Origin of the sequence: Brucella sp. H1_1004 (assembly GCF_047308065.1) — a bacterium.
Classification (GTDB): domain Bacteria; phylum Pseudomonadota; class Alphaproteobacteria; order Rhizobiales; family Rhizobiaceae; genus Brucella; species Brucella pseudogrignonensis_B.
This window is the reverse complement of sequence record NZ_JAYKZA010000002.1, coordinates 1,641,366-1,666,419: the sequence shown is the minus strand read 5'-3', so window position 1 is coordinate 1,666,419 and position 25,054 is coordinate 1,641,366. Positions and strand designations below refer to the sequence as shown.

Sequence of the window (25,054 nt, the reverse complement as noted above, 5' to 3'; positions counted from 1 at the left end):
GAGTCCACCTGACTAAGTTGCCTCGCTTTCACGATTGTGAAAGCACAATCACTTCACGTCGTTCTGCATTATCTTTTGGGATTAACGCATAATTGTTCGTGTTAGTTGATTGCAGAAAATCAGGAATATGCGCGGAGATCGTCCGCTTTAATGCAGTAGATTTCCGAAAACATTTATCGGCGAAGCATTGTCGATATAAGAGCGTTGCTCAAATCCAAGCCCTGCGCGCCTAAGAAACAGTGAGCGGCAGGGCTTAATTTTGCATTCATTTATCAAATCATAAGATTGCTATATAGCCTTGGAATATCACTTTTAAATGCGTCAACGCACTCATAATTTACGAATATTAATTGCATTTTGAACAAAACAAGAACACAATCATCTGTGGAACATTCTTAAAATAACCTCTGCAATCAGCGCGCTTCGAGAGTGACTGTTGTAGTGTGTGTTCAGAGTTTCATGTGATGGCGCATATTTGCGCCTGATCTTTATTGTGGAAAGCACGTCATGCCAGATTAGTCCGATCCAATTCGGATGAAACTGTAAGTTAGGCTGTGCTTGCGAGACCCGGAGTAAGTTTTCGATGGCTGGTAGCGTCAACAAAGTCATTCTGGTCGGCAATCTTGGTGCCGATCCTGAAATTCGTCGCCTCAATTCGGGTGACCAGATTGCTAATCTGCGTATTGCGACCTCGGAAAGCTGGCGTGACCGCCAGACCGGCGAACGCAAGGATCGCACCGAGTGGCACAGCGTAGTCATTTTCAATGAAAATCTTGCAAAGGTGGCCGAACAGTACCTGAAGAAGGGTTCTAAGGTTTATATCGAAGGCGCGCTTCAAACACGTAAATGGCAGGATCAAAACGGCAACGACCGCTACAGCACCGAAATCGTGTTGCAGAAGTTCCGTGGTGAACTTCAGATGCTTGATAGCCGCGGAGAAGGCGGTGGTGAAGGTCGCTCCTTTGGTGGCGGTGGCGGCGGCAATCGCAACCAGATGTCAGATTACTCCGGCGGCGGTAATGATTTTGGTTCGTCTGGCCCGTCTAATCAAGGCGGTGGAGGTTTCTCCCGTGATCTCGACGACGAAATTCCATTTTGATGAAAAAAGCGGGCGCATTAAGCGCCCGTTTTTTAGTTAAGCTGAATAATTTAGATATACGAATAGGTTGCTGTTTTAATTCATTTTTTTATGAAATATAACGTGCGCATTCAACGCTCTGTTTTGGTTTCCTGCTCGAAATTTCAACCATTTTTCTTTTGAAAAGCAGTCAGTTTTTGTTGAAGAAATCGCTTTTACGTTCGTTGCTTAGTGTCGGACATTCAAACATGCCTGTCTTTGGATTATAATTTCATGTATCTGATCGTTGAACTTCATATCCGCAAGGCTTATGAAGTACATGCGAGTGAGCTAGCATATGAAGCATTAGGAACTGTTCGTGAGGCGGCTTATCGACTGCGTTCCTTTTGGCACATCGTTTAGAAATGCATCGAGTGCGGATATGAGAGATGTTTGTCGGAGCTCGGCTCCAAAAGGTTGCTTTGTGGCCGTTGTCGGCCCCAGCGGCGCCGGTAAAGACACAATCATGGACGCAGCGCGTGCAGCACTCGCTGCTGATCCAAAATTTCATTTCGTTCGCCGCACAATTACCCGTTTGCAAGTGCCGGGCACGGAATATCATGACAGTCTCAGCGAAGAGGCTTTTTCGAAGGCTGCTGACGATGGTGCTTTTGCTCTTCATTGGCAGGCGCATGGGTTAAGCTATGGTCTGCCAAAATCTCTCAACCATGAAATTGCAAAAGGTGCCGTGGTCATTGCCAATGTCTCCCGCAGCGTGTTGGGTGAAATCCGCAGTCTTTACGCCGTACGGTGCATAGTTGTCATTTCTGCTAAGCCAGAGGTCTTGGCAGAGCGGTTGACTGCCCGCGGTCGCGAGAGCCGGGAAGAAATTATCAAACGACTTTCCCGTGAGGTCTACTTTGATGACGGTGCTGACGATGTTTTAATCATCGATAATTCGGGAGATGTCACTATTGCTAAGGATATTTTTATAAGAAATCTAAAAAATATATCTAAGTCAATTATTTAAATTAATATCCTAACGAAACTTTTTTCTTTTCTGAGATTGTTTTTTCTATATTTGAATACGGGTTGACTGCTTTTATGATCTAGCTATTAATTAGCGACCTTACGCCGTCTGCTACAAACTGAACTGCAAGTGCTGCAAGGATAACGCCGAGAAGACGTGTGAGAATAGAGCGGCCTGTTTCACCCAGAAACCGGTCGACGCGTTCTGCAAGCAGCAACACGACATAGGTAATAAGCAAACATACAGCGATCACGCCAAGCAAGGCAGCGCGCGGACCGATGCCGTTAAAAGAATCGGACGTCAACACTATTGCTGAGATCGCACCGGGGCCCGCGATCAGCGGAATGGCCAGCGGGAATGCCGCGATATTACGGATGTGGTCCTTGGTAATGGCAACTTCGGCGCTTTTTTCCTTCCGCTCGGTTCGCTTTTCGAAAATCATCTCGAAAGCGATCCAGAACAGAAGCAGGCCACCTGCGACGCGGAACGCACCGATGCTGATGCCAAACATGCCGAGTATCTGCGCGCCAGCAATCGCAAAGAGCGCCATGACAATGAAGCCAATTATAGAAGCACGCAGTGCAACCTGACTGCGATGGCTGCGATCCATACCGGGAGTGAGTGCCAGAAACAGCGGCGCAAGGCCGGGCGGATCAATGGTGACGAGCAGGGTGACGAAGGCACTGAAAACCGTATCGTAGAACCCCATGCTAATCGCGCCCCTTTTATTGGCAATTATTGTTTGATTTGTGTAACGGATTGTAGCCGATCAATGACGTATGGTCGACGCAAAGCGTGTCCTCACACAACATCATTGCGCGATGTTTATGTGAATATCTTTCAAGGTATTGATAAGGCGAGGAAATTTCGCTCAGTGAAATGGTCACCAAATTGGCCTTTTGTGCTGTTTTGTTCTATAAAGTGACTTTATCGATTCTGTTGAGAAAGATATCTGAATAGTGTCAGATCTAACGCCACCACCCGGTTCCGAAGATATGAATGGCGGCCCGAGCGGCCCGACAGGTATTGAGCCGATCTCTATTATTGAGGAGATGCAGCGCTCCTATCTCGATTACGCGATGAGCGTTATCGTGAGTCGCGCGCTGCCCGATGTGCGCGACGGCTTGAAGCCAGTGCATCGCCGTATTCTCCACGCCATGAACGAGATGAGCCTCGCTTACAATCGCCCCTACCGTAAATCGGCAGGTGTGATCGGTGAAGTGATGGGTAAATACCATCCGCATGGCGATGCATCAATTTATGACGCCCTCGTGCGTATGGCGCAGGACTTTTCGCTGCGCGATCCGCTCGTGGACGGGCAGGGCAATTTTGGTTCGATCGATGGCGATCCGCCAGCGGCAATGCGTTATACTGAATGCCGTCTGGAAAAGGTCACGGAATCACTTCTGTCGGATATCGACAAGGACACCGTTGATTTCCAGGATAACTATGATGGTCGCGAGCGCGAACCAATGGTTCTGCCGGCGCGCTTCCCAAATCTTCTCGTCAATGGTTCGGGCGGTATTGCGGTGGGTATGGCCACCAATATTCCGCCGCATAATCTTGGCGAAGTCATCGATGGTTGCGTAGCGCTCATCGAAAACCCAGCTATTGAGCTGGAAGAAATCATGGAAATCATTCCCGGCCCGGATTTTCCGACCGGAGGTATCATCCTTGGACGCGCGGGCATCAACTCGGCATACAGCACGGGTCGTGGTTCTGTGATTATGCGTGGTCGCGTGGCGATTGAGCCAATGCGCGGCGACCGTGAAGCCATTGTTATTACCGAGATTCCTTATCAGGTGAACAAGGCTTCGATGATCGAAAAAATGGCTGAACTGGTGCGCGACAAGCGTATCGAAGGCATTTCCGATCTGCGCGACGAATCCGACCGCGACGGTTATCGCGTTGTGGTCGAGCTTAAACGCGATGCGGTTGCAGATGTCGTGCTGAACCAGCTTTATCGTTACACGCCTTTGCAGACTTCGTTTGGTTGCAACATGGTTGCACTGAATGGCGGCAAGCCAGAGCAGATGGTTTTGCTCGATATGCTGCGTGCATTCGTGGCCTTCCGTGAGGAAGTCGTCACACGCCGTACCAAGTTCCTTCTCAACAAAGCACGCGACCGCGCGCATGTATTGGTTGGTCTGGCCATTGCTGTTGCCAATATTGACGAGATCATCGCGCTCATTCGTCGTGCGCCAGATCCGGCAACCGCGCGCGAGCAGTTGATGGAACGTCGCTGGCCTGCAGCCGATGTCGCGCCACTCATTCGCCTGATCGATGATCCACGTCATGCGATCAATGCAGACAATACCTATAATCTGTCTGAAGAGCAGGCACGTGCGATTCTTGAATTGCGCTTGCAGCGTTTGACTGCACTTGGTCGCGATGAAGTTGCGGATGAGCTGAATAAGATCGGCGAAGAAATTCGCGATTATCTCGATATTCTTGGCTCGCGCATTCGCGTGATGACAATCGTCAAAGAAGAGATGATTGCCGTTCGTGACGAGTTTGCCACGCCACGCCGTACCGAGTTTGGTCTCGGCGGCGCTGAAATGGACGATGAAGACCTCATCGCTCGCGAAGACATGGTCGTCACCGTCAGCCATGCGGGTTACATCAAGCGTGTACCACTTGCGACGTATCGTGCGCAGCGTCGCGGCGGTAAGGGCCGCTCCGGTATGGCTACGAAGGACGAGGATTTCGTAACTCGTCTGTTTGTTGCCAATACGCATACGCCGGTGCTGTTCTTCTCTTCGCGCGGCATCGTTTACAAAGAAAAAGTCTGGCGTCTGCCAGTCGGTAATCCGCAATCGCGCGGCAAGGCGCTTATTAATATGCTGCCCTTGCAGCAGGGTGAGCGCATTACCACGATCATGCCGCTGCCAGAGGATGAAGAATCCTGGGCAAACCTAGACGTTATGTTCTCGACCACGCGCGGCACGGTGCGCCGTAACAAGCTTTCGGACTTCGTTCAGGTCAACCGTAACGGTAAGATCGCGATGAAGCTCGAAGACGAGGGCGATGAAATCCTCTCGGTCGATACCTGTACGGAATTCGACGACGTACTTCTGACTTGCGCCGGTGGCCAGTGCATTCGCTTCCCTGTCACGGATGTTCGCGTCTTTGCTGGTCGTAACTCGATTGGTGTGCGCGGTATTAACCTCGCAGACGGCGACAAGGTTATTTCGATGGCAATTCTGCATCACGTCGATGCGGATGCACCCGAACGTGCTGCCTATCTCAAGCGTTCGATTGCAGAGCGTCGCGCGCAGGGTGCCGACGATGCAGACGACATTGTTGTTGTTGGCGAAGACGTTGAAAACGAAGCTGAACTCAATGATGAACGCTATCAGGAACTGAAAGCCCGCGAGCAGACCGTTCTAACCGTTAGTGAATATGGCTACGGCAAGCGCTCTTCGTCCTATGAGTTCCGTGTTTCTGGTCGTGGCGGTAAGGGCATTCGTGCAACGGATACCTCCAAGACCGAAGAAATTGGTAAGCTGGTTGCTCTGTTCCCAGTCGAAGCAAGCGATCAGATTTTGTTGGTTTCCGACAAAGGTCAGTTGATCCGCGTTCCGGTTGGTGGCATTCGCATCGCCGGACGTTCTACAATGGGTGTCACAATCTTCAATACGGCTGACGGCGAAAAGGTCGTTTCGGTCGAGCGCATTTCGGAAACCGAAAGCGATGAAGAGAATGGCACTGTGGAAGCTGAGGGTTTAGCTTCTGAAGGTGAAGCGCCTGTAGCTGGCGGCGAAGAATAAGAAAAAGTCTCGATGAGGGACATTTCTGCAATAGAAAAGGCCGATGGCGGAAGCCATCGGCCTTTTTGAGATGTCAGGACTGGAGGGAACTGACGATCTTTAAAATAAGCAATTAATGTGAACGCAATTTACGCATGGTACTCAAACTGAATGCTGCGGGACGAACTCGGTTACGCTTTGCTTCATTCTCTTCCAGAAGCAGAATAATTGCCGATGCAGCCATTGCTACCATCATGGATAATGCCAGAAGAAATATCATCATCGCTGTATCCTTTCATTATAGATACGCTTGAGAAGCAAAAAGGTTGCACCGAACCTGCGTCCATGCTGGTAAACTGGTTGTGAATACCACGTGAAATCGTGTTTCATTGCTCATTCAATTTGTTTTCTTGGTTTCTGATTTCTTTCAATTGTGGTTGTTGTTGAAAATCTGATGAGAAAAGGCTAGCTGGAAGAAATGACGATCGCGATTTATGCGGGTTCTTTCGACCCGGTCACAAACGGCCATATGAATGTGCTCAAAGGCGCGCTTTGCCTTGCCGACAAGGTTATTGTCGCGATTGGCGTGCATCCCGGTAAAAAGCCGCTGTTCAGCTTTGAAGACCGCGTCGCGCTTATCAATGCCAGTGCGGAGGCTTTGCTTGGCAAAGATGCAAAGCGCGTTTCTGTGATATCGTTTGATGCGCTTGTGATTGATGCTGCGCGCGAACATGGCGCCAAGCTGATGGTTCGTGGTCTGCGCGATGGTACTGATCTCGACTATGAAATGCAGATGGCAGGCATGAACGGAACTATGGCACCGGAATTGCAAACCGTCTTTCTGCCCGCTGATCCGGCTGTGCGCACAATTACTGCCACATTGGTTCGCCAGATTGCCTCAATGGGTGGCGATATAAAGCCCTTCGTTCCCGCCTCTGTTGCTTCCGCTCTGGAAGCAAAATTCAAATCCTGATTCAGGGAGTTTCTCGATTATGTCCTTTATTCGTTCGGCTTTCGCCGCTGCCACCATTGTTGCACTTTCTCAGGGAGCGGCTTTTGCTGCTGACACCCTCAATTTGCAGCTCAAGGACGGCAATGTTGCTATTGAACTCGCGCCGAACCTTGCGCCAAAGCACGTTGCCCAGATTGAAAAGCTGGTAAAGGAAGGCGCTTATGATGGCGTTGCATTCCATCGCGTGATTCCGGGCTTTATGGCGCAGACTGGTGATGTGAAGTTTGGTAACGTTGATAAGGGCTATAACGCTTCGCGCGTTGGCACCGGCGGTTCGGACATGCCGAACATTCCGGCTGAGTTTTCTAAGGAACCATTCGTTCGCGGTACGGTTGGTATGGCTCGCAGTCAGTCGCCAGATTCGGCCAACTCGCAGTTCTTCATTATGTTCAATGATGGCGCATTCCTGAACGGCCAGTACACTGTCGTTGGCAAGGTTGTCAGTGGCATGGACGTGGTTGATAAGATCAAAAAGGGTAGCGAATCCGACAATGGTTCGGTTGAAAACCCTGACAAAATCGTCAAAGCCACGATCACTAAATAAAAATAGATTCAACGCGTATCCCTGTCCCAAAAATCATTTAAACTTTTGCGGATACGCTCAATAGGAGAGGCCCGATGGCTTATAAAGACCCGGAAAATACACTCGTTCTTGAAACCACCAAGGGCAATGTTGTTATCGAACTCTTTAACGAACTGGCTCCTGGCCACGTTGAACGCATCAAAGAACTGGCACGCGAAGGCGCTTATGACGGCGTTGTGTTCCACCGCGTGATCGACGGCTTTATGGCACAGACCGGTGACGTCAAGTTCGGCAAGACCGGCGGCGCACATTTCAACGGCTCGCGCGCTGGCATGGGCGGTTCGGACAAGCCTGATCTGAAGGCTGAGTTCTCGAACGTTTCGCATAAGCGCGGTACAGCTTCGATGGCGCGTGCACAGAACCCGAATTCGGCTAACTCCCAGTTCTTTATCTGCTTTGGCGATGCTTCATTCCTTGACCGCCAGTACTCCGTTTGGGGTCAGGTTATCGAAGGCATGGAAAACGTTGACCAGATTAAGCGTGGTGAACCTGTTACCGATCCAGACATGATCGTCACTGCACGCATCGCTGCTGACATCTAATTCTGTCGTTTCTATAGAAATATAGCGGCTCCGGTTTCGCCGGGGCCGCTCTTGGTTTGAGGTTTTACAATGCGTGTTGATCTTTTCGATTTCGATTTGCCGGATAAGAGCATTGCTTTGCGCCCAGCAGAGCCGCGTGACCATGCCAAGCTGTTGCGTGTTCGTCCCGGTCAGCCTTTTGAAGATCGACAGGTGTTTGAGTTGCCTGATCTGTTACAGCCGGGTGATGCGCTCGTTTTCAACGATACAAAAGTTATTCCCGCGCAGCTTGAAGGCATGCGCGATCGCGAAGGCAATATTTCGCAAGTGAGTGCGACGCTTCACATGCGCACTGGCGCTGATCGCTGGAAAGCATTCCTGCGTCCTGCCAAGCGCGTTAAAGAAGGCGACCGCATTCGTTTTGGTCACTCCGGTTCAAGCTGCTTTACGGGCACGCTTGATGCAACCGTTGCGGAAAAAGGCGATGCAGGCGAAGTGCTGCTGGTGTTTGACCTTTATGGCGCAGCTCTTGATGAAGCCATTGCTGCCGTAGGCCATATTCCTTTGCCGCCTTATATTGCATCCAAGCGCGCTGAAGATGAGCGCGACCGCAGCGATTATCAGACGGTTTATGCTCGGGAAGAGGGCGCTGTTGCGGCGCCAACGGCTGGTCTGCACTTCACGCCGGAACTGCTCGCAAAAATCCGCGAACGCGGCATTGAAGAGCATTTCGTGACGCTTCATGTGGGGGCTGGCACATTTTTGCCCGTCAAAGCCGACGATACGACAGACCACAAGATGCATTCGGAGATTGGTTATGTCTCAAAGGAAACGGCTGATGCGCTCAATGCCGTTCATGCACGTGGCGGTCGCGTGATATGCGTTGGTACCACATCGCTGCGCCTCATTGAGAGTGCTGCCGGCGAAGACGGTATCATTCGCTCATGGGCAGGCCCGACCGATATTTTCATCACGCCGGGCTATAAATTCCGGGCTGTTGATCTGCTGATGACCAATTTCCATCTGCCACGCTCAACATTGTTTATGCTTGTTTCGGCCTTCAGTGGTTTCGAGGTCATGCATGAAGCTTATAAGCGCGCAATTGAGACAGGCTATCGCTTCTATTCCTATGGAGATTCAAGCTTGCTCGAACGAGGTTAGCCGAAACGGTTTCCTTTTCAGTCAAAATTATTTAGAGACACGGCATGACCAGCGAAAATTTTGAATTCAAAGTGCTTGCGCGTGATGGCGCAGCGCGTCAGGGCGAAATCTCCATGCCACGCGGCGTGGTGCGCACACCCGCCTTCATGCCAGTTGGCACAGCCGGAACCGTCAAAGCCATGTATATGGATCAGGTGAGGGATCTTGGAGCCGATATTATTCTCGGCAATACGTATCATCTGATGCTGCGCCCCGGTGCGGAACGTGTGGCTCGTCTTGGTGGTCTGCACGAGTTTGGTGGTTGGAAAGGCCCGATCCTTACAGATTCCGGTGGTTTCCAGGTTATGTCGCTCGCGCAATTGCGCAAGATCGATGAAACAGGCGTGACTTTCCGTTCGCATATCGATGGCAAAGCCTATGAAATGACACCCGAGCGCTCTATTGAAATTCAGGGGCTGCTTGATAGCGATATTCAGATGCAGCTTGATGAATGCGTGGCGCTGCCATCGCCTGAAAAGAACACCGAGCGCGCCATGGAAATGTCGTTGCGCTGGGCTGAACGCTGCAAGGTTGCCTTCGGAACACAGCCAGGGAAGGCGATGTTTGGCATCGTGCAGGGCGGTGACAATGCGCGTCTGCGTGAACGCTCGGCAGAAGCGCTGAAAGCTATGGATCTCAAAGGCTATTCCGTTGGTGGTCTGGCCGTTGGTGAGCCGCAGAGTGTTATGCTCGATATGCTTGAAGTCGTTTGCCCGATCCTGCCTGCGGAAAAGCCACGCTATCTCATGGGCGTTGGTACGCCGGATGATATTTTGAAATCGGTTGCTCGTGGCATCGACATGTTTGATTGCGTGATGCCAACGCGTGCCGGTCGTCATGGTCTGGCGTTCACACGCTTTGGCAAGGTGAACCTGCGCAATGCGCGTCATGCCGATGATCATCGTCCGCTTGATCCAGAATCAAACTGCCCGGCAACGCGTGATTACAGCCGCGCTTATTTGCATCATCTGGTCAAATCCGGTGAAGCGCTGGGCGGAATGCTGCTGACTTGGAACAATCTGGCCTATTACCAGTATCTCATGCAGGGCATTCGTGCAGCGATTGCCGAAGGCCGTTTTGAGGATTTCGCGGCTGAAACGACAGCCGGATGGGAGAGGGGCGACATCCCCGCTCTTTAATCTATAAAAAACGCGCCTTCTGAGGCGCGTTTTTTATACGAAGCGATTAGCCAGCTTCGAGAAGCGTTTCTAATCGGCAAATCAATGAATGTCGCTCTTCGTCACTGACAATATCGCAATCAAGCAGCCGACCACATTCGAGGCCGGAAACCGCCAGATAGGTAATCAACACAAGATTACGATCCGACGCATCTTCGAGCATGCGGTCGAGCAGCGCGCGGTGGTAATGTCTGACCGGGATCATAAAATCCGGGTTTTCGACCAGAGCAGCCAGAATACCGCTTGCTGGTGGTTCATCATCTGCCTGAACGCGAAAAACATCAAAAAACGCACGCGCAACTTGATTCTTTCCGCCACTTTGAAGTTTCTCCTGAACCTCCATCGCGTGTTCATGCACCTTCATATATTCTTCGACCACGCCTTCCAAAAGTTTGGCTTTGGTCGGAAAAGAATAGAGCAATCCACCTTTTGAAAGCCCTGCACGAGCAGCCACTGCGTCGAGTGAAATATGTGCGGGGCCGACTTCCTGAGCGAGTTCAACAGCCGCTTTAAGGATACGTTCGCGCGAAGAGACCTTCTTCTTCGTGGACAATTCTGTGAGGCTCCTGACAGTTCAATAGTTGACAATACCGTCTAGACGGTACAGTTATTTGATCCAAACATTCAAGTAAAATACGCGCGATTTTTTGCTGAGGCAGAAACGCGCTTGAGCCGCCCTGGAGTGCAGCCGCAATGATCAAACGCCTTATTCTGGCAATAATCTTTCTCGTGATCGTCGTGGGGGGGCTCGTTGGCTTCAACCTGTTCAGGGAGAAAGCCATTAAGGACTATTTTGCGAACATGAAACAGCCGGCGCAGACTGTTTCGACCATTACAGTCTCACCTTCAAGTTGGACGCCCGGTATTGAGGCAATCGGAACTGCAAATGCAAAAAACGGCGTAGACTTGACTGTCCAGCTCAATGGTATCGTTCAAAAGATAGCATTTAAGGCCAATCAGGACGTTAAGCAGGGTGATTTGCTGCTTGAAATGGAAAACAGCATCGAGAAAGCAGATGTTGCAGCGGCGGAAGCTCAGTCTGTTCTCGCCGATCAGAACCTTAAGCGTGCACAGAGTCTGCGTAAGAGCGGTTTCGGTACAGTATCCGATGCAGACACCACCGAAGCGACCGCAAGTGCCAACAAGGCTGCAGTTGTAAAAGCGCAAGCCGTTCTTGATCAGAAATTTGTTGTTGCGCCGTTTTCCGGCATTATCGGTATCAACAAGGTCGATCTTGGTCAGTATCTCACGCCGGGCACAGTGATTGCGACACTGCAGCAGGTCGATACAATGCGGGTTGATTTCACAATCCCTGAATTGTCGCTGCCGATGATCAAATTGGGTCAGACAATCAAGATGGGCCAGAGCATGGCCGCTCTTGATTTTTCAGGTGTAATTACGGGTATTGATCCTAAAATCGATCCGTCAACACGTCTGGTTTCTGTGCGTGCTGAGGTTGAAAACCCGAACCATAAGTTGACGCCCGGCCAGTTTCTACAGGTTCGTGTTGAACTGCCAACAGAAGATAACATCATTACTTTGCCACAGACGACAATCGTAACCAGCCTTTACGGTGATTATGTTTTTGCCGTTCGCCCTGCCGAAAAGAAGGAAGACGAGAAATCCGACGACGGTGACAATCTGACCGCTCAGCAGGTGTTCGTTAAACTTGGACGCCGTTTTGGTGAGGTTGTAGAAATCATCAGTGGTGTTAAAGACGGCGATGTTATTATCACAGCTGGTCAGAACAGGCTTTCTGCTGGCATGTCGGTCAAAATCGACAATGCTGTGAACCCGATCCCAGCAGCAGATAAGAAATAGGCGCGAGAGATGAGCTTTTCAGATATCTTCATCCGGCGCCCCGTACTTGCCACTGTTGTCGCGCTTATGATCATTCTTCTGGGGTTACAGGGGATTGCTCAGCTTTCAGTGCGTGAATATCCGAAGGTAGACGAAACCGTCATCACGGTTTCGACGACTTATGCAGGCGCGAGCGCCGAGCTTATTCAAGGCTTTATCACCGCTCCAATCGCGGAAGCAGTCGCGACGACCGAAAACATTGATTATGTAACCTCATCGAGCCGCCCATCGTCCAGCACCGTTACGGTTCAGATGAAGCTGGGTGCAAATCCCGACGCGGCACTTACGGAAGTTATCGCCAAGGTCAATCAGGTTCGCGGTAAGTTGCCAGATGAATCTGATGATCCGGTGATTTCCAAAGGTACGGGCCAGAGCTTTGCGACGATGTATCTCGCAGCTCAGAATCCGAATATGACCAATGAGCAGATCACCGAATATCTAGAACGGGTTATCCAGCCGCGCATGTCCACAATTCAGGGTGTGGCAAGTGCCGCAATTCTCGGTGGTCAGGTCTATTCGATGCGTATCTGGCTTGATCCTATTCAACTTGCTGCGCGACAGATAACAGCGTCCGAAGTGTTGGCTGCAATCAAGGCGTCTAACTTCCTTTCAGCCCCTGGAAAGACGAAAAACGAGTATGTGGCTTCTTCGATTACACTTGAATCGACGTTGCAAACGCCTGAGGCTTTCGGTGCTATGCCGGTTAAGTCTTCTGGTGATGAAATCGTAAGATTGCGCGATGTTGCACGCGTTGAACTTGGTGCTGAAAGCACTGACACGATTGTCTCTTTCAATGGTTCTGCGGGCACGTTCTTAGGTGTATCTCCAACGCCTGCCGCCAATCCAATTGATATGGCAAACGCAGTGCGCAAGGAATTGCCATCAATTCAGAGCTCGTTGCCGGAAGGTATGACGATTGTTCTGGTGTATGATGCAACCGAGCAAATTAGTTCGTCGATCAACGAAGTTTTCACAACCATTGGCGAAGCTGTTGCTATCGTTATTTTGGTTATCATCGTGTTCCTTGGATCGTTCCGGTCGGTTCTTATTCCAATCGTTACCATTCCGATTTCACTGATTGGGGTTTGTTTCTTCCTCTATATTCTGGGCTTTTCGATCAATCTTCTTTCGCTGCTCGCGATGGTTCTGGCGATTGGTCTGGTGGTCGATGATGCGATCGTGGTGCTTGAGAATATCCACCGGCATATTGAAGAGGGACTGCGTCCGATGGATGCCGCCTTCAAAGGTATGAAGGAAATTACCGGTTCCATTATTGCGATGACGATCACGTTGGCTGCGGTGTTTGCACCACTCGGTTTCACGGGTGGTTTGACTGGCTCGCTGTTCCGGGAGTTTGCATTTACGCTTGCGGGCGCAGTTATCATTTCCGGCATTGCTGCTCTCACAGTATCGCCGATGATGTGCGCTCGATTGCTCAAACATGGTGAGGCAACACGGTTTCAAAAGTTCATCGATAAGACGTTTGGCAAACTTGAAAAATTCTACCATCGTCTGGTTTCCGGATCTCTCAATTACCGGCCGGTAACGCTCCTGATTGTTGCTGCACTTGTGGCACTTACCGGATTTCTCTTTTTGAAGACATCAAGCGAGCTGGCTCCAGAAGAAGATTCGGGTGCGCTGTTTGCCCTTATAAATGCGCCACAATATGCGACGTCCGCCTATACAGATTTGTATGCGCGGGAAATTGATGAGCTGACGAAAGATACACCTGATCTTAAAACGCGATTCCAGATTGTCGGTATGGATGGCGGTACCAATTCTGGTATTGCGCTATGGGTTCTCAATGACTGGAACGATCGTAGTCGCACACAAAAGCAAATTCAGCAGGAGCTGACCGAGCGCCTCACGAAAGTGGCTGGTGTTCAGTCCTTCATCTTTGCGCCTCCTTCCTTGCCGGGTACAGGTGGTGGCTTGCCGATTTCGATTGCTCTTCAATCGACTGGCCCTGCCAATCAGGTTTTTGAACTTGCAGAGCAAATTAAGAACGAAGCGCAGGCAACTGGTCAGTATATTGTGGTCCAGAATTCGCTATCTTTTAATTCACCGCAAACGCGAATTTCAATTGATCGTGATCGCGCAGCGACACTGGGCGTTCAGGTCAGCGACATTGGTTCGACGCTTGGGCTTCTGACGGGTGGTGCTTCGGTTGCTAAGTTTGACCGCGATTCAAACAGTTACGATATCATCACACAGGTACCAGATGAATATCGTTCAAACCCGGAAAAGCTGGGCGACTTCTATGTTCGCAGCCTTTCAGGTGAAATGGTGCCGCTTTCGGCTCTTATTAAGATTACACAGGCTGGTGCTCCGGCAGCAATTGAGCAGTTTAATCAGCTAAATTCTGCAACAATTTCCGCTTTGCCTCTGCCGGGGGTAACGACGGGACAAGGCCTGCAAACACTTGTTGATTTGACACGTTCGAAAATGCCGGAAGGCTTCTTCCTGGATTATTCCGGCCAGTCACGTCTGGAAGTCGAGCAGGGCAATACGATTCTAATTGCATTCGGCCTTGCCGTTGTTGTGATTTATCTTGTGTTGGCAGCGCAGTTTGAAAGCTTTCGCGATCCTTTCATCATCATGATGTCGGTTCCGCTTTCGATCTTCGGCGCTATTGTTCCGCTTAATCTTGGGTTGGGTACGATCAATATCTACACGCAGGTTGGCATGATCACGCTGGTGGGGTTGATAACCAAGCATGGAATTCTGATGGTGGAGTTCGCCAATCAGCAACGGCGTTTGCATGGGCATTCGCGTCGTGAGGCGATTATCCTAGCTGCTGAAACGCGGCTTCGCCCGATCTTGATGACCACGGCTGCTATGGCGCTTGGTGTTGTGCCACTGATTCTTGCTAGCGGCGCGGGTGCTGCTGCCCGTTATTCAATGGGTCTGGTGATCTTCACTGGCATCACCATCGGTACGATCTTCACGCTGTTTGTGGTTCCGATGTTTTATACGTTCATCGCCGAAAAAGACGTGGTCGGTGAGTTTATTCCAGAGCATGAGGATGGTTCGCAGCCAAACCCTGCTTCTCATCACTGAAACTTGTATTGAATAAACAGTTTAAGGGCGGCCACATGTGGGTCGCCCTTTTTGTTGGGAGTCGAGCGCTGTTCGATTTGATTTTATCGGATCGGCGCTCTGATTTTTTTCCAGCATAATCTTGTCGATCCTCGTTCCACTCTGGTCGGATTACGCTTTGTTGCATTCCAGCCGTTCCACACCATATGAGCAGGTATGATACCTTTATCCGTACTCGATCTTTCACCCGTCCCTGAAGGCAGCGATGCCGGACAGTCTCTACGCAATACGCTGGAGCTTGCTCAGCAGGCCGAAAAACTGGGCTTCACACGCTATTGGTTGGCCGAGCATCACAACATGCCCGGTATTGCCAGTGCGGCTACCTCAGTCGTTATCGGCCATGTGGCAGCGGGCACGTCCACCATTCGCGTTGGTGCAGGCGGCATCATGTTGCCGAACCATTCGCCATTGGTAATCGCCGAACAGTTCGGCACACTGGCTTCGTTGTTTCCGGGGCGTATCGATCTGGGCCTTGGTCGTGCGCCCGGCACCGATCAGCTGACGGCACATGCGCTTCGCCGGAATCTTGAAAGCAGCGCCAATGATTTTCCGCGCGATGTCGTAGAGCTTCTCAATTATTTCAAGCCCGCCGATCCCGCACAGCGCGTTCAGGCTGTGCCGGGCGCGGGACTGAATGTCCCTGTCTGGATTCTCGGTTCGAGCCTGTTTGGTGCGCAACTGGCCGCGATGCTGGGACTGCCTTATGGCTTCGCCTCCCATTTTGCACCGGCTGACATGGAACGCGCTGTAGAGCTTTATCGCGAACGATTTGAGCCGTCCGAATATCTGCAGAAGCCTTATGTCATGCTTGGGCTTAATGTCATTGCAGCGGATACCGATGAAGAAGCACATCATCTGTTCACGTCGCAATTGCAGGCATTTGTGAACTTGCGCAGCGGCCGTCCGGGCAAGTTGCCAGCGCCCGTTGTGGGCTATCAGGAGCAGCTTGATCCTTCCGCACAGGCACTCGTTCGCCAGATGCTCTCATGTCGTGTGGTGGGCGGCCCTGAAACCGTCGACAAGGGCATTCGCGAATTTGCCGAACGCACTGGTGCGGACGAATTGATGGTGACGGGCATGATCTATGACCATCAGAAGCGTCTTCGCTCTTATGAGATCGTCAGCAACTCGATGGCGTGAGGATCGAACTCGCGATTGACCTCAGTAAGAAGCCAATCGCGAAAAGCTTTGACCGCAGGCGTGTTTGCACGCGCCTGCGGTGTCACAAAGTAATAGCTGCTCGGGCTTTTGATTGTGTGCTGATAGGCCACGACAAGCTGCCCGCTTTCAATTTCGGCACTGATCAAAAATAGCGGCATCAGTGCAATCCCAAGGCCTGCGACACAAGCCTGAGAAACATTTGAAAACTGCTCAAAGCGCATTCCGCCCGCAACCGGTGCTGCAATGTCGAGGCTTTTGAACCAGTGGCTCCATGCTCCAGGGCGTGATGCCATGTTGAAAAGCGGCAGGCGCAACAGGTCATTCGGCTCGGTGATGGCGTGCTGTTTCAGAAAAGCTGGACTGCAAACAGGCGCAACCGTTTCCTCCATCAGAAATGTGCAATCGGCATTCGGCCAGTCCGGTTGGCCAATATGGATTGCCGCATCAAGGCCCTCGCGTTCAAAGTCGAACTGGCCAATGCGGGTGGCAAAATTCAGAATAATATCCGGATATTGCGCGACGAAACGCGGGATTCTCGGGATCAGCCAGCGGGTGCCGAAGGTCGGTAGAAATGCAAGATTGAGCGTTGTCCCACGCATTTGCGACATGACTTGCAATGAGGCCGCGCGAATAGAGGCAAGGGCAGGGCTTATCCCACTCAGATAGGCACGTCCGGCATCGGTCAGCAAAACATGGCGGCTGGTGCGGTCAAACAGAGCAGCGCCAAGCTGTTCTTCCAATGCTGCTATTTGACGGCTGACAGCCCCTTGCGTCAGAGACAGCTCTTCCGCCGCACTCGAAAAGCTCTCGTGTCGCGCCACTGCGTCAAAGGCAGCAAGCGCGCTTGTCGAAGGAAGCAGGCGTCTCGATAGTGATGTCATCATCTATTACTAAACGGAATAGATCGATGAGTAAACGTTCATTGCATGATTCCGCTTTTCCGGTGACATTTGGGCACCTGAATTTGAGGAGATTATTCATGTCGCGTGCCGCATTTAACTGGGAAGATCCATTTCTGCTTGATGAGCAGCTGACCGAAGACGAGCGGATGATCCGCGACTCGGCGCAGGCTTTTGCGAGCGATGTTCTGCTGCCGCGCATTGAAAAAGCTTATCTTGATGAAACGACTGATCCGGACCTGTTTCGGCTGATGGGGCAGGCTGGCCTTCTTGGTGTAACGCTTCCCGAAGAATACGGCGCAGCCAATGCTGGCTATGTTTCCTATGGTCTGGTGGCACGCGAAGTCGAGCGCATCGATTCCGGCTATCGTTCGATGATGAGCGTTCAGTCGTCGCTCGTCATGTATCCAATCTATGCTTATGGCTCGGACGAACAGCGCAAAAAATATCTGCCGGGTCTGGTTTCCGGCGAATTGATCGGTTGCTTTGGTCTCACTGAGCCTGATGCCGGTTCCGATCCTGCTGGCATGAAAACCCGCGCCGACAAGATCGATGGCGGCTATCGCATCAGCGGTTCAAAAATGTGGATTTCCAATTCGCCGATTGCCGACGTTTTCGTGGTCTGGGCCAAGTCGACTGCCCATGACGGTGCGATCCGTGGTTTTGTGCTTGAAAAGGGCATGAAGGGTCTTTCTGCCCCCAAGATTGACGGAAAGCTTTCGTTGCGTGCGTCGATCACTGGCGAAATCGTTATGGATGGCGTGGAAGTATCGGAAGATGCATTGTTGCCGAATGTATCGGGCCTTAAGGGTCCGTTCGGGTGTCTCAACCGTGCGCGCTATGGAATTTCATGGGGTGTGCTGGGCGCGGCAGAGGATTGCTGGTTCCGCGCGCGTCAGTATGGTCTCGATCGCAAGCAGTTCGACAAGCCGCTGGCTGGAACGCAGCTTTATCAGAAAAAGCTTGCCGATATGCTGACTGAAATTACGCTCGGCTTGCAGGCATCGCTTCGCGTTGGCCGTCTGTTTGACGAAGGCAAAATGGCGCCCGAAATGATTTCCATCGTTAAGCGCAACAATTGCGGCAAGGCGCTCGATATTGCGCGTCAGGCTCGCGACATGCATGGCGGCAACGGTATTCAGATCGAATATCACGTCATGCGCCACGCTCAGAATCTTGAAACCGTCAACACCTATGAGGGTACGCATGATGTTCATGCGCTGATTCTCGGACGTGCGCAGACCGGAATTCAGGCCTTCTTCTGATCGCCGGAAAGGTTTTGAGAAATGCAGAATACACCGCTTGCGGGTCTTAAAGTCATTGAGCTGGCCCGCATTCTGGCAGGTCCATGGGTCGGACAGACACTGTCCGACCTTGGTGCCAACGTCATCAAGGTCGAAAGCCCTGAAGGTGACGACACCCGCACATGGGGGCCGCCATTTATCGAGGTTGAAGGCGAAAAGTCGGCAGCCTATTTCCACGCCTGTAATCGTGGCAAGCAATCGATTATTGCTGATTTTCGCTCTGATGAGGGCAGGGAGCTTGTGCGCAAGCTGGTTGCCGATGCGGATGTGGTGATTGAGAATTTCAAGCTCGGAGGTCTTGATAAATACGGCCTCGACTATGAAAGCCTGAAAGCAATCAATCCGCGGCTGATTTATTGCTCAATCACGGGGTTTGGTCACACCGGGCCTTATGCACAACGTGCGGGTTATGATTTCATGATCCAGGGCATGGGCGGCATCATGGATCTGACTGGCGAGCCGGACGGGCAACCGCAGAAAATTGGTGTGGCTTTCGCAGACATTTTTACTGGGCTGTACAGCGTCATCGCTATCCAGTCAGCTCTCATCATGCGTGAGCGCACGGGCAAGAGTCAGCATATCGATATGGCGCTGTTTGATTGCATGTCAGCGGTTCTTGCCAATCAGGCGATGAATTATCTGGCATCCGGCGTTTCGCCCAAGCGTATGGGCAATGCGCATCCCAATATCGCCCCTTATCAGACGCTGCCTGTATCGGACGGTTATTTCATTATCGCCTGTGGCAATGACGGGCAGTTTGCAAAACTGACGGCTTTGCTGGGAATCGGTGAACTTGCGCGCGATTCGCGCTTCCTCACCAATGCATCGCGCGTCGCCAATCGTGATGCACTGACGGCAATGCTTGAAGAGCGTACAACGCAATGGTTACGGGATGATATTCTGGAAGCGCTTGCTAAGGCAGGGGTGCCCGCCGGGCCGATCAACACGGTTGAAGACGTGTTTGCTGATCCGCAATTCATCGCGCGCCAGATGAGAATCGATCCCGATGGTGTTCCGGGCTTGCGTACGCCAATCCGATTCTCGGACGCCGAACTGAAATTGGATAAGCGCTCGCCAAAACTGGGTGAACATAGCATCGATAAATAATAGAAAACCCCGCTTTAGGCGGGGTTTTGTTTAGGTAGTTGAGATGGTTTGATGCAGCTGAAAAAAGCGCTAAACAAACTATTATTTTTGAATAGGATGGTGCGGTCGAGAAGACTCGAACTTCCACGGGTTGCCCCACAGCGACCTCAACGCTGCGCGTCTACCAATTCCGCCACGACCGCACTGTGTGGTAGAAGCTGAACAATGTCAGCGAGAGGGCATTTAGCAAAACAATTTCGACTGCACAAGGCCATTCTTCAAGTTCATAACAATTGAATGAAATTAATTCATAAAACTCTTAAATACATGATTTTAAAATGCAAAAAGCTTCGCATCATCTGAAGTAAACCAGATAGCAAAGCTTCAACAAGAGCAGATAAAATATTTTGGAAGAGAATGGTGCGGTCGAGAAGACTCGAACTTCCACGGGTTGCCCCACAGCGACCTCAACGCTGCGCGTCTACCAATTCCGCCACGACCGCACTGTGTGGTAGAAGCTGAACACTGTCAGCGATGAGCCGTCTAGCAAATCGATCAGAGAGGCACAAGCTTATTCTTTAGTTAGTTTCAATCTTTTTTGAAATATCGCGTTATTAAGCACTTATGCTCTGTAGGCGCCTGATATCTTCCAATCGTTTCATCGTTTCTGCATAACCAATATCGATTGCTTCCGAGGCGCGGTGAAAGTCCGCAAGGCCGATTTGTCCAACAGTTGGCATCAAGGAGACATCAGGTGGATCGCCAGCCATACGGGCGCGGGAAATGCGGTCCTGAATGATGTTGAAAGCTTCCATCATAACGCCAGTAATACCAAGGCGGCCTTCGTTTCCGCCATGAATCATCTCGCTTAACGTATCTGGATGCGATTGCGCATGTTTGATGACTGCAGCACGTCCGAACTGATCGTAATGCAGGTTGACGGCCAACACCAACCGCTGCTCGTAAGCGCGACAGACAGAGACGGGCACAGGATTGACGAGGGTTCCATCAACAAGAATGCGTTCCTGCCAGCGAACTGGCTCGAATATACCGGGCAAGGCATAGGATGCGCGCATGGCTTCGACCAGCGGGCCTGTAGAGAGCCAGATTTCATGACCTGTGCGCAATTCGGTGCAGACGGAAACAAAAGGCCGGTCGAGATCTTCGAGACGCAGACCATCAAGGTGTTCGCGCATACGACTATCAAGCTTCATGCCACCGAAAAGTCCGCTGCCGCGCAAGGTTATGTCCAGAAGATTGAACATGCGCCGTCGTGTTAAGCTACGTGCAAACTCTTCCAGCTGATCGAGCTTGCCTGCAAGATAGCAACCACCAACCAGTGCGCCGATTGATGTACCGGCGATCATTTCGATTTCGATACCCGCTTCATCAAGAGCGCGAAGCACGCCGATATGAGCCCAGCCGCGCGCCGCGCCGCCGCCTAATGCGAGTGCGATTCGTCGTGGCTCAGGTCGGGCTTGAGGCTTGGCAATTTCGGCACCTTCGATGTTCGAAGGCTGCGAACTGGCTGCTTTACGCTTTTGACCCCAAGGGAACATATCGATCAACACCTCTTGTTTCGGCGAGTTTATCAAAACACTGTAGCGAAACAATAAATGTTAAAAATAACAGCTCGGAAAAATTAAAGCGCATTACGAAAGGTGCGAAATGGTTTTCTGGGCGCGCTCTAGTGGTCGTGATCGCAGGAGCCCGCAATTGAAAGGCTAACCTGACCATTTTCGGACTGAACCTGTCGGTAAAAACACGAGCGGCGACCCGTGTGACAGGTTGGGCCATCGCCAGCTACGCGGACTTTCAGCCACAACGCGTCCTGATCGCAATCAGTACGCAGTTCAATAACGCTTTGAAGATTGCCAGACGTTTCGCCTTTCTTCCAAAGCTTGGATCGCGAGCGCGACCAATAATGCGCGATGCCAGTTTCAAGCGTCAGGCGCAACGCTTCGTCGTTCATATGAGCGACCATGAGCAACTCGCCATCTTGCGCGTCAGTGACGACCGCCGTGATAAGGCCGGAAGCGTCAAAGCGCGGCATGAAAACCGCGCCTTCTTCAATTGCCTTCTTGTCGGAAGGTTGTGCTGGAAAACTACTCATTTTTGCGCCTGATAATATACTTACTTACGAATAAGAGTCATGAAACGAACCTGTTCGTTTACGTCTGTCTTATAATCGCCGGTAAAGGTCGTGGTAATCGTGCTTGCCCCTTGTTTACGAATGCCACGCATCGCCATGCACATATGTTCAGCGTCAATCAATACGGCAACGCCGCGTGGCTTCAATATACGCTGAATGCTGTCAGCGATCTGAGCCGTAATGCTTTCCTGCGTTTGCAGGCGACGCGCAAAAATATCAACAACACGGGCAATTTTAGACAGACCAAGCACTTTTCCATCTGGCAGATAAGCGACATGTGCCTTCCCAATGATCGGCACCATATGGTGTTCGCAATGTGAGAAGAAAGAAATATCCTTCACCAGCACCATATCGTCATAGCCGGATACTTCTTCAAAGGTGGTGCCAAGCACCTCTTCAGGGCTTTCGGCATAACCGCCAAAAAGCTCACTATAGGACTTCGCTACACGCTTTGGCGTATCGAGCAAACCTTCACGATCAGGATTATCTCCTGCCCAGAGAAGGAGGGTGCGCACAGCGGCCTCTGCTTCAGCCTGCGTTGGCTTTTGCAATTGTGCTGATACAATAGATTCGTCACGGATTTTTTTGATGCGCGCGTCCATCGTTATTCTCCAGTAGCCTCCTTCAAAGAGGAGACGAGTTAAACGGACAATACAACGATGCGCTCAGTTATGAGAGGTCTGAGCGTGCGGTGTATTGATCCGACAACACCAAGTTGCCGGACAGGAATTTATGCGACTTCATAACCATGTGATAATCTGACCATGGTGCAGTCGCGACTTGCCTATTATATAGAGCGCAAAATGCAACTTCAAACCGTAACCGGGCGACAATTTTACGTATTTATCCGGCAAGGCAGAAGGTTCGTCTCAATGATCGACGATGTTTATAATAAACGTATCCTTGAATTTGCAGGGAATATTGAAAAGCTTGGCCGCATTGCTGACCCGGATGCCGTTGCGACCGTTCACTCAAAATTGTGCGGTTCCACCCTCACGGTCTATCTTAAGATGCATGATGGCGTAGTTACTGACTTTGCGCATGAGGTAAAAGCCTGCGCATTGGGGCAGGCGTCATCGTCGGTTATGGCACGGCATGTTATTGGCTGTACGTCCGAAGAATTACGGGCAGTACGCGATTCAATGTATGCAATGCTGAAGGAAAACGGTCCTGCACCGGAAGGCCGATTTGAGGATTTAAAATATTTTGCGCCAGTGTGCGAATATAAGGCGCGTCACGCTTCGACGCTTCTGACATTTGATGCTGTTGTCGATTGCATTCGCCAAATCGAAGAAAAGGTGCAAGTCGCGTGATGTGTGGTTGCGGGCAAGATCACACGGGTGATGTCGAGACGCGCAAAAAGCGCCAGACCCGCAACTTCACCGATCCATGGCGCAAAACGCCGGGCAGGGTGCTTGGTACGAGTTTGATACGATTATATCAGCTCACACTTTCCTCCTTCATCGGCAATTCGTGCCGCCATATGCCAACCTGTTCTGAATATACCTACGAATCTGTAGCACGATATGGCTTGTGGAGTGGGAGCTGGATGGGGCTTTTCCGGATCATGCGTTGTGGACCAATGGGTACCCACGGCTTTGATCCAGTGCCGAGAGAATTAGCCCCTTATTTCAAGTGGTATTTGCCATGGCGCTATTGGCGCGTTTCGTCACCGAAAAATTAATTTCTTTAATAAAATCTGTTGATGAATTTCGCGTTGATTAGAATTCGTTAATGATAATTCTGTTTTATCAGGAAACGCAAATCAGTTTTAACCAACGTCTTTTTGACGCCGCATTTCAGCTGCATTTGCATCGTGTTTTCTAGTCTTGCGAGCCATCATGCATAAATCGTCTTCCCGCATCGCCCAGCTTGTTGCCGGTGTTGCGCTTTCTGCCAGTGTTTTCTGTGCAACCAGCGCCATGGCCAATGTTTCTTGGGTCGTATTTGATGCGGATACGGGTGTAGTGGTGGGGCAGGACGGAGCAACTGAGCAACACGCGCCAGCATCGCTGGCCAAAATGATGACGCTGTATCTGGCATTTGAAGCGTTGAAGACAGGTCGTATCCATTGGGACGACGAAATGCCGGTGACAAAGAATGCTTCGGCGAAAGTCCGCATGAAGCTTTATCTTAAGCCCGGTGAGACGATTTCTGTTCGTGACGCTATCAATGGCATGATCATCGTATCGGCCAATGATGCAGCGACAGTTATGGGCGAGTATCTTGGCGGTTCGGAAGCAGGTTTCGGTCGTTTGATGACGCAGAAAGCCCGAAATCTTGGTATGAAAAGCACTTATTTCGTCAATCCATCGGGTTTGACAGGGCATTTGCCACAGCTGACAACTGCCCGCGATATGGCGGTGCTTGGAATGTCGCTTCGCCGTGATTTTCCTCAGGAATATGCGTTATTTTCACAGCGTTCGTTTGAATATAAAGGCCGTCCATTTAACGGCCATAACAATCTGATGTATCGTTATCAAGGCGTTGACGGCATTAAGACCGGATATACCGATGTCTCGGGCTATAATCTGGTTTCATCTGCAATCATCAATAACAAGCATCTTGTTGGCGTTGTTCTCGGAGCCGGATCGTCACGTGAGCGCGATGATCGCATGTCGAAGCTCCTCACGCGCTTTGGCACAGAAGGTGCCGGGTTTGCAGGACGTGAGTTGACCGCCTTTGCTGCGCCAATTGAAAATGCTCTACCTATCGTCACGCAGATTAAGACGCCTGAGCCAAAAGAAGATGCCGTCTCGGATATGATAGATGATTCCAAGATAGAGCAGGGCGATGGTGGTTTTCTGGTTAATCCTGCAGCGTCACCATGGCGTGTTCAGGTCGGTATGACGCCATCGCGCAAAGGTGCGGACGAGTTGCAGGCGAAATATTTGCCAGTCGTAGACCGGTTGGTGCCGGGCACCAAAGCTGAGATTTCGACCGCGCCGCGTGGTCGCAAGCTTTATCGCGTTCGCTTTACCGGCTTTAAAGATTCAGATGCTGCGCAAAGGACCTGTACCCAGCTCAAATTGCAGGGTGTTCCGTGTTTGGCTATTCGCAACTGATTTCATCCAGATTTGAGACGTCCTGAAAGCACCGTGATGCAGTTTGCCACGGTGCTTTTGCTTTACGTAATGGCCAAAAAAGATTATTAGCCGGTCTT

The 25,054-nt window shown here is 51.1% G+C and carries 23 protein-coding genes and 2 tRNA genes; 16 read left to right on the top strand and 9 right to left on the bottom strand.

Going from position 1 to position 25,054, the window contains the following annotated elements; all coding sequences use genetic code 11:
• Positions 1–583 precede the first annotated feature (583 nt).
• The gene (locus U2P60_RS15445; protein WP_413573272.1) at positions 584–1,099 is read left to right on the top strand and encodes a single-stranded DNA-binding protein; all 516 of its coding nucleotides are present in this window, start codon (positions 584–586) and stop codon (positions 1,097–1,099) included.
• Positions 1,100–1,499: 400 nt separating this feature from the next.
• Entirely contained in the window at positions 1,500–2,087 is a 588-nt protein-coding gene (phnN, locus tag U2P60_RS15440; protein ID WP_413573823.1) for a phosphonate metabolism protein/1,5-bisphosphokinase (PRPP-forming) PhnN, read from the top strand.
• A gap of 79 nt (positions 2,088–2,166) precedes the next feature.
• On the opposite strand, the gene U2P60_RS15435 is transcribed toward phnN, so the two are convergent.
• Entirely contained in the window at positions 2,167–2,796 is a 630-nt protein-coding gene (locus U2P60_RS15435; RefSeq protein ID WP_313826541.1) for a MarC family protein, read from the bottom strand.
• A gap of 286 nt (positions 2,797–3,082) precedes the next feature.
• Between U2P60_RS15435 and gyrA the strand changes: the two genes are divergently transcribed.
• Entirely contained in the window at positions 3,083–5,857 is a 2,775-nt protein-coding gene (gyrA, locus tag U2P60_RS15430) for a DNA gyrase subunit A (RefSeq protein WP_413573821.1), read from the top strand.
• Between the two features lie 112 nt (positions 5,858–5,969).
• Here the strand turns inward: gyrA and U2P60_RS15425 are convergent, their stop codons facing one another.
• Positions 5,970–6,119, bottom strand: coding sequence for a hypothetical protein (locus U2P60_RS15425; protein WP_250039823.1), 150 nt, complete (start codon positions 6,117–6,119; stop codon positions 5,970–5,972).
• A gap of 195 nt (positions 6,120–6,314) precedes the next feature.
• Here U2P60_RS15425 and coaD point away from each other — a divergent pair, with 195 nt between their 5' ends.
• The 5 genes from coaD (at position 6,315) to tgt (ending at position 10,291) form a co-directional block, all read left to right on the top strand.
• Positions 6,315–6,809 (top strand): pantetheine-phosphate adenylyltransferase, encoded by a 495-nt coding sequence (gene coaD / locus U2P60_RS15420; protein ID WP_413573271.1) that lies wholly within the window; start codon positions 6,315–6,317, stop codon positions 6,807–6,809.
• A gap of 19 nt (positions 6,810–6,828) precedes the next feature.
• Positions 6,829–7,392 (top strand): peptidylprolyl isomerase, encoded by a 564-nt coding sequence (locus tag U2P60_RS15415; protein WP_413573270.1) that lies wholly within the window; start codon positions 6,829–6,831, stop codon positions 7,390–7,392.
• 74 nt (positions 7,393–7,466) lie between these two features.
• The gene (locus U2P60_RS15410) at positions 7,467–7,973 is read left to right on the top strand and encodes a peptidylprolyl isomerase (RefSeq protein ID WP_250039827.1); all 507 of its coding nucleotides are present in this window, start codon (positions 7,467–7,469) and stop codon (positions 7,971–7,973) included.
• A 69-nt stretch (positions 7,974–8,042) separates the two neighbouring features.
• Positions 8,043–9,113 (top strand): tRNA preQ1(34) S-adenosylmethionine ribosyltransferase-isomerase QueA, encoded by a 1,071-nt coding sequence (gene queA / locus U2P60_RS15405; protein WP_413573269.1) that lies wholly within the window; start codon positions 8,043–8,045, stop codon positions 9,111–9,113.
• A 44-nt stretch (positions 9,114–9,157) separates the two neighbouring features.
• Positions 9,158–10,291 (top strand): tRNA guanosine(34) transglycosylase Tgt, encoded by a 1,134-nt coding sequence (tgt, locus tag U2P60_RS15400; protein ID WP_413573268.1) that lies wholly within the window; start codon positions 9,158–9,160, stop codon positions 10,289–10,291.
• Between the two features lie 46 nt (positions 10,292–10,337).
• Here tgt and U2P60_RS15395 read toward each other — a convergent pair whose 3' ends face one another.
• A complete protein-coding gene (locus tag U2P60_RS15395) occupies positions 10,338–10,883 on the bottom strand; it encodes a TetR/AcrR family transcriptional regulator (protein ID WP_313826535.1) in 546 nt (181 codons plus the stop codon).
• Positions 10,884–11,023: 140 nt separating this feature from the next.
• On the opposite strand from U2P60_RS15395, the gene U2P60_RS15390 reads away from it, so the two are divergent.
• From U2P60_RS15390 to U2P60_RS15380, 3 genes are all read left to right on the top strand, one after another.
• The gene (locus U2P60_RS15390; protein ID WP_413573267.1) at positions 11,024–12,151 is read left to right on the top strand and encodes an efflux RND transporter periplasmic adaptor subunit; all 1,128 of its coding nucleotides are present in this window, start codon (positions 11,024–11,026) and stop codon (positions 12,149–12,151) included.
• A gap of 9 nt (positions 12,152–12,160) precedes the next feature.
• Complete coding sequence (locus tag U2P60_RS15385) at positions 12,161–15,250, top strand: efflux RND transporter permease subunit (RefSeq protein ID WP_413573266.1); 3,090 nt, start codon at positions 12,161–12,163, stop codon at positions 15,248–15,250.
• Between the two features lie 195 nt (positions 15,251–15,445).
• A complete protein-coding gene (locus U2P60_RS15380; RefSeq protein WP_113160095.1) occupies positions 15,446–16,429 on the top strand; it encodes an LLM class flavin-dependent oxidoreductase in 984 nt (327 codons plus the stop codon).
• On the opposite strand, the gene U2P60_RS15375 is transcribed toward U2P60_RS15380, so the two are convergent.
• Complete coding sequence (locus U2P60_RS15375) at positions 16,399–17,331, bottom strand: LysR family transcriptional regulator (RefSeq protein ID WP_413573265.1); 933 nt, start codon at positions 17,329–17,331, stop codon at positions 16,399–16,401. The genes U2P60_RS15380 and U2P60_RS15375 overlap by 31 nt on opposite strands.
• Before the next feature lie 98 nt (positions 17,332–17,429).
• Between U2P60_RS15375 and U2P60_RS15370 the strand changes: the two genes are divergently transcribed.
• Entirely contained in the window at positions 17,430–18,614 is a 1,185-nt protein-coding gene (locus U2P60_RS15370) for an acyl-CoA dehydrogenase (protein ID WP_413573264.1), read from the top strand.
• A 21-nt stretch (positions 18,615–18,635) separates the two neighbouring features.
• Positions 18,636–19,760, top strand: a complete 1,125-nt coding sequence (locus U2P60_RS15365; protein ID WP_313826530.1) for a CaiB/BaiF CoA-transferase family protein — start codon at positions 18,636–18,638, stop codon at positions 19,758–19,760.
• A gap of 97 nt (positions 19,761–19,857) precedes the next feature.
• On the opposite strand, the gene U2P60_RS15360 is transcribed toward U2P60_RS15365, so the two are convergent.
• From U2P60_RS15360 to folE, 5 genes are all read right to left on the bottom strand, one after another.
• Positions 19,858–19,942, bottom strand: a tRNA-Leu gene (locus U2P60_RS15360).
• 215 nt (positions 19,943–20,157) lie between these two features.
• Positions 20,158–20,242, bottom strand: a tRNA-Leu gene (locus tag U2P60_RS15355).
• A gap of 111 nt (positions 20,243–20,353) precedes the next feature.
• On the bottom strand, positions 20,354–21,298 hold the full coding sequence (locus U2P60_RS15350) for a patatin-like phospholipase family protein (RefSeq protein ID WP_413573263.1): 945 nt from the start codon (positions 21,296–21,298) through the stop codon (positions 20,354–20,356).
• A 128-nt stretch (positions 21,299–21,426) separates the two neighbouring features.
• Positions 21,427–21,852, bottom strand: coding sequence for a phosphoribosyl-AMP cyclohydrolase (gene hisI, locus U2P60_RS15345; protein ID WP_413573262.1), 426 nt, complete (start codon positions 21,850–21,852; stop codon positions 21,427–21,429).
• 20 nt (positions 21,853–21,872) lie between these two features.
• Positions 21,873–22,493, bottom strand: a complete 621-nt coding sequence (gene folE / locus U2P60_RS15340; protein ID WP_313826527.1) for a GTP cyclohydrolase I FolE — start codon at positions 22,491–22,493, stop codon at positions 21,873–21,875.
• Positions 22,494–22,763: 270 nt separating this feature from the next.
• Between folE and U2P60_RS15335 the strand changes: the two genes are divergently transcribed.
• From U2P60_RS15335 to U2P60_RS15325, 3 genes are all read left to right on the top strand, one after another.
• Positions 22,764–23,204, top strand: coding sequence for an iron-sulfur cluster assembly scaffold protein (locus U2P60_RS15335; protein ID WP_413573261.1), 441 nt, complete (start codon positions 22,764–22,766; stop codon positions 23,202–23,204).
• The gene (gene yidD / locus U2P60_RS15330; RefSeq protein WP_413573819.1) at positions 23,204–23,575 is read left to right on the top strand and encodes a membrane protein insertion efficiency factor YidD; all 372 of its coding nucleotides are present in this window, start codon (positions 23,204–23,206) and stop codon (positions 23,573–23,575) included. Before U2P60_RS15335 ends, yidD begins: the two co-directional genes overlap by 1 nt.
• 157 nt (positions 23,576–23,732) lie before the next feature.
• Positions 23,733–24,956 (top strand): D-alanyl-D-alanine carboxypeptidase, encoded by a 1,224-nt coding sequence (locus tag U2P60_RS15325; RefSeq protein WP_413573260.1) that lies wholly within the window; start codon positions 23,733–23,735, stop codon positions 24,954–24,956.
• Positions 24,957–25,054 lie beyond the last annotated feature (98 nt).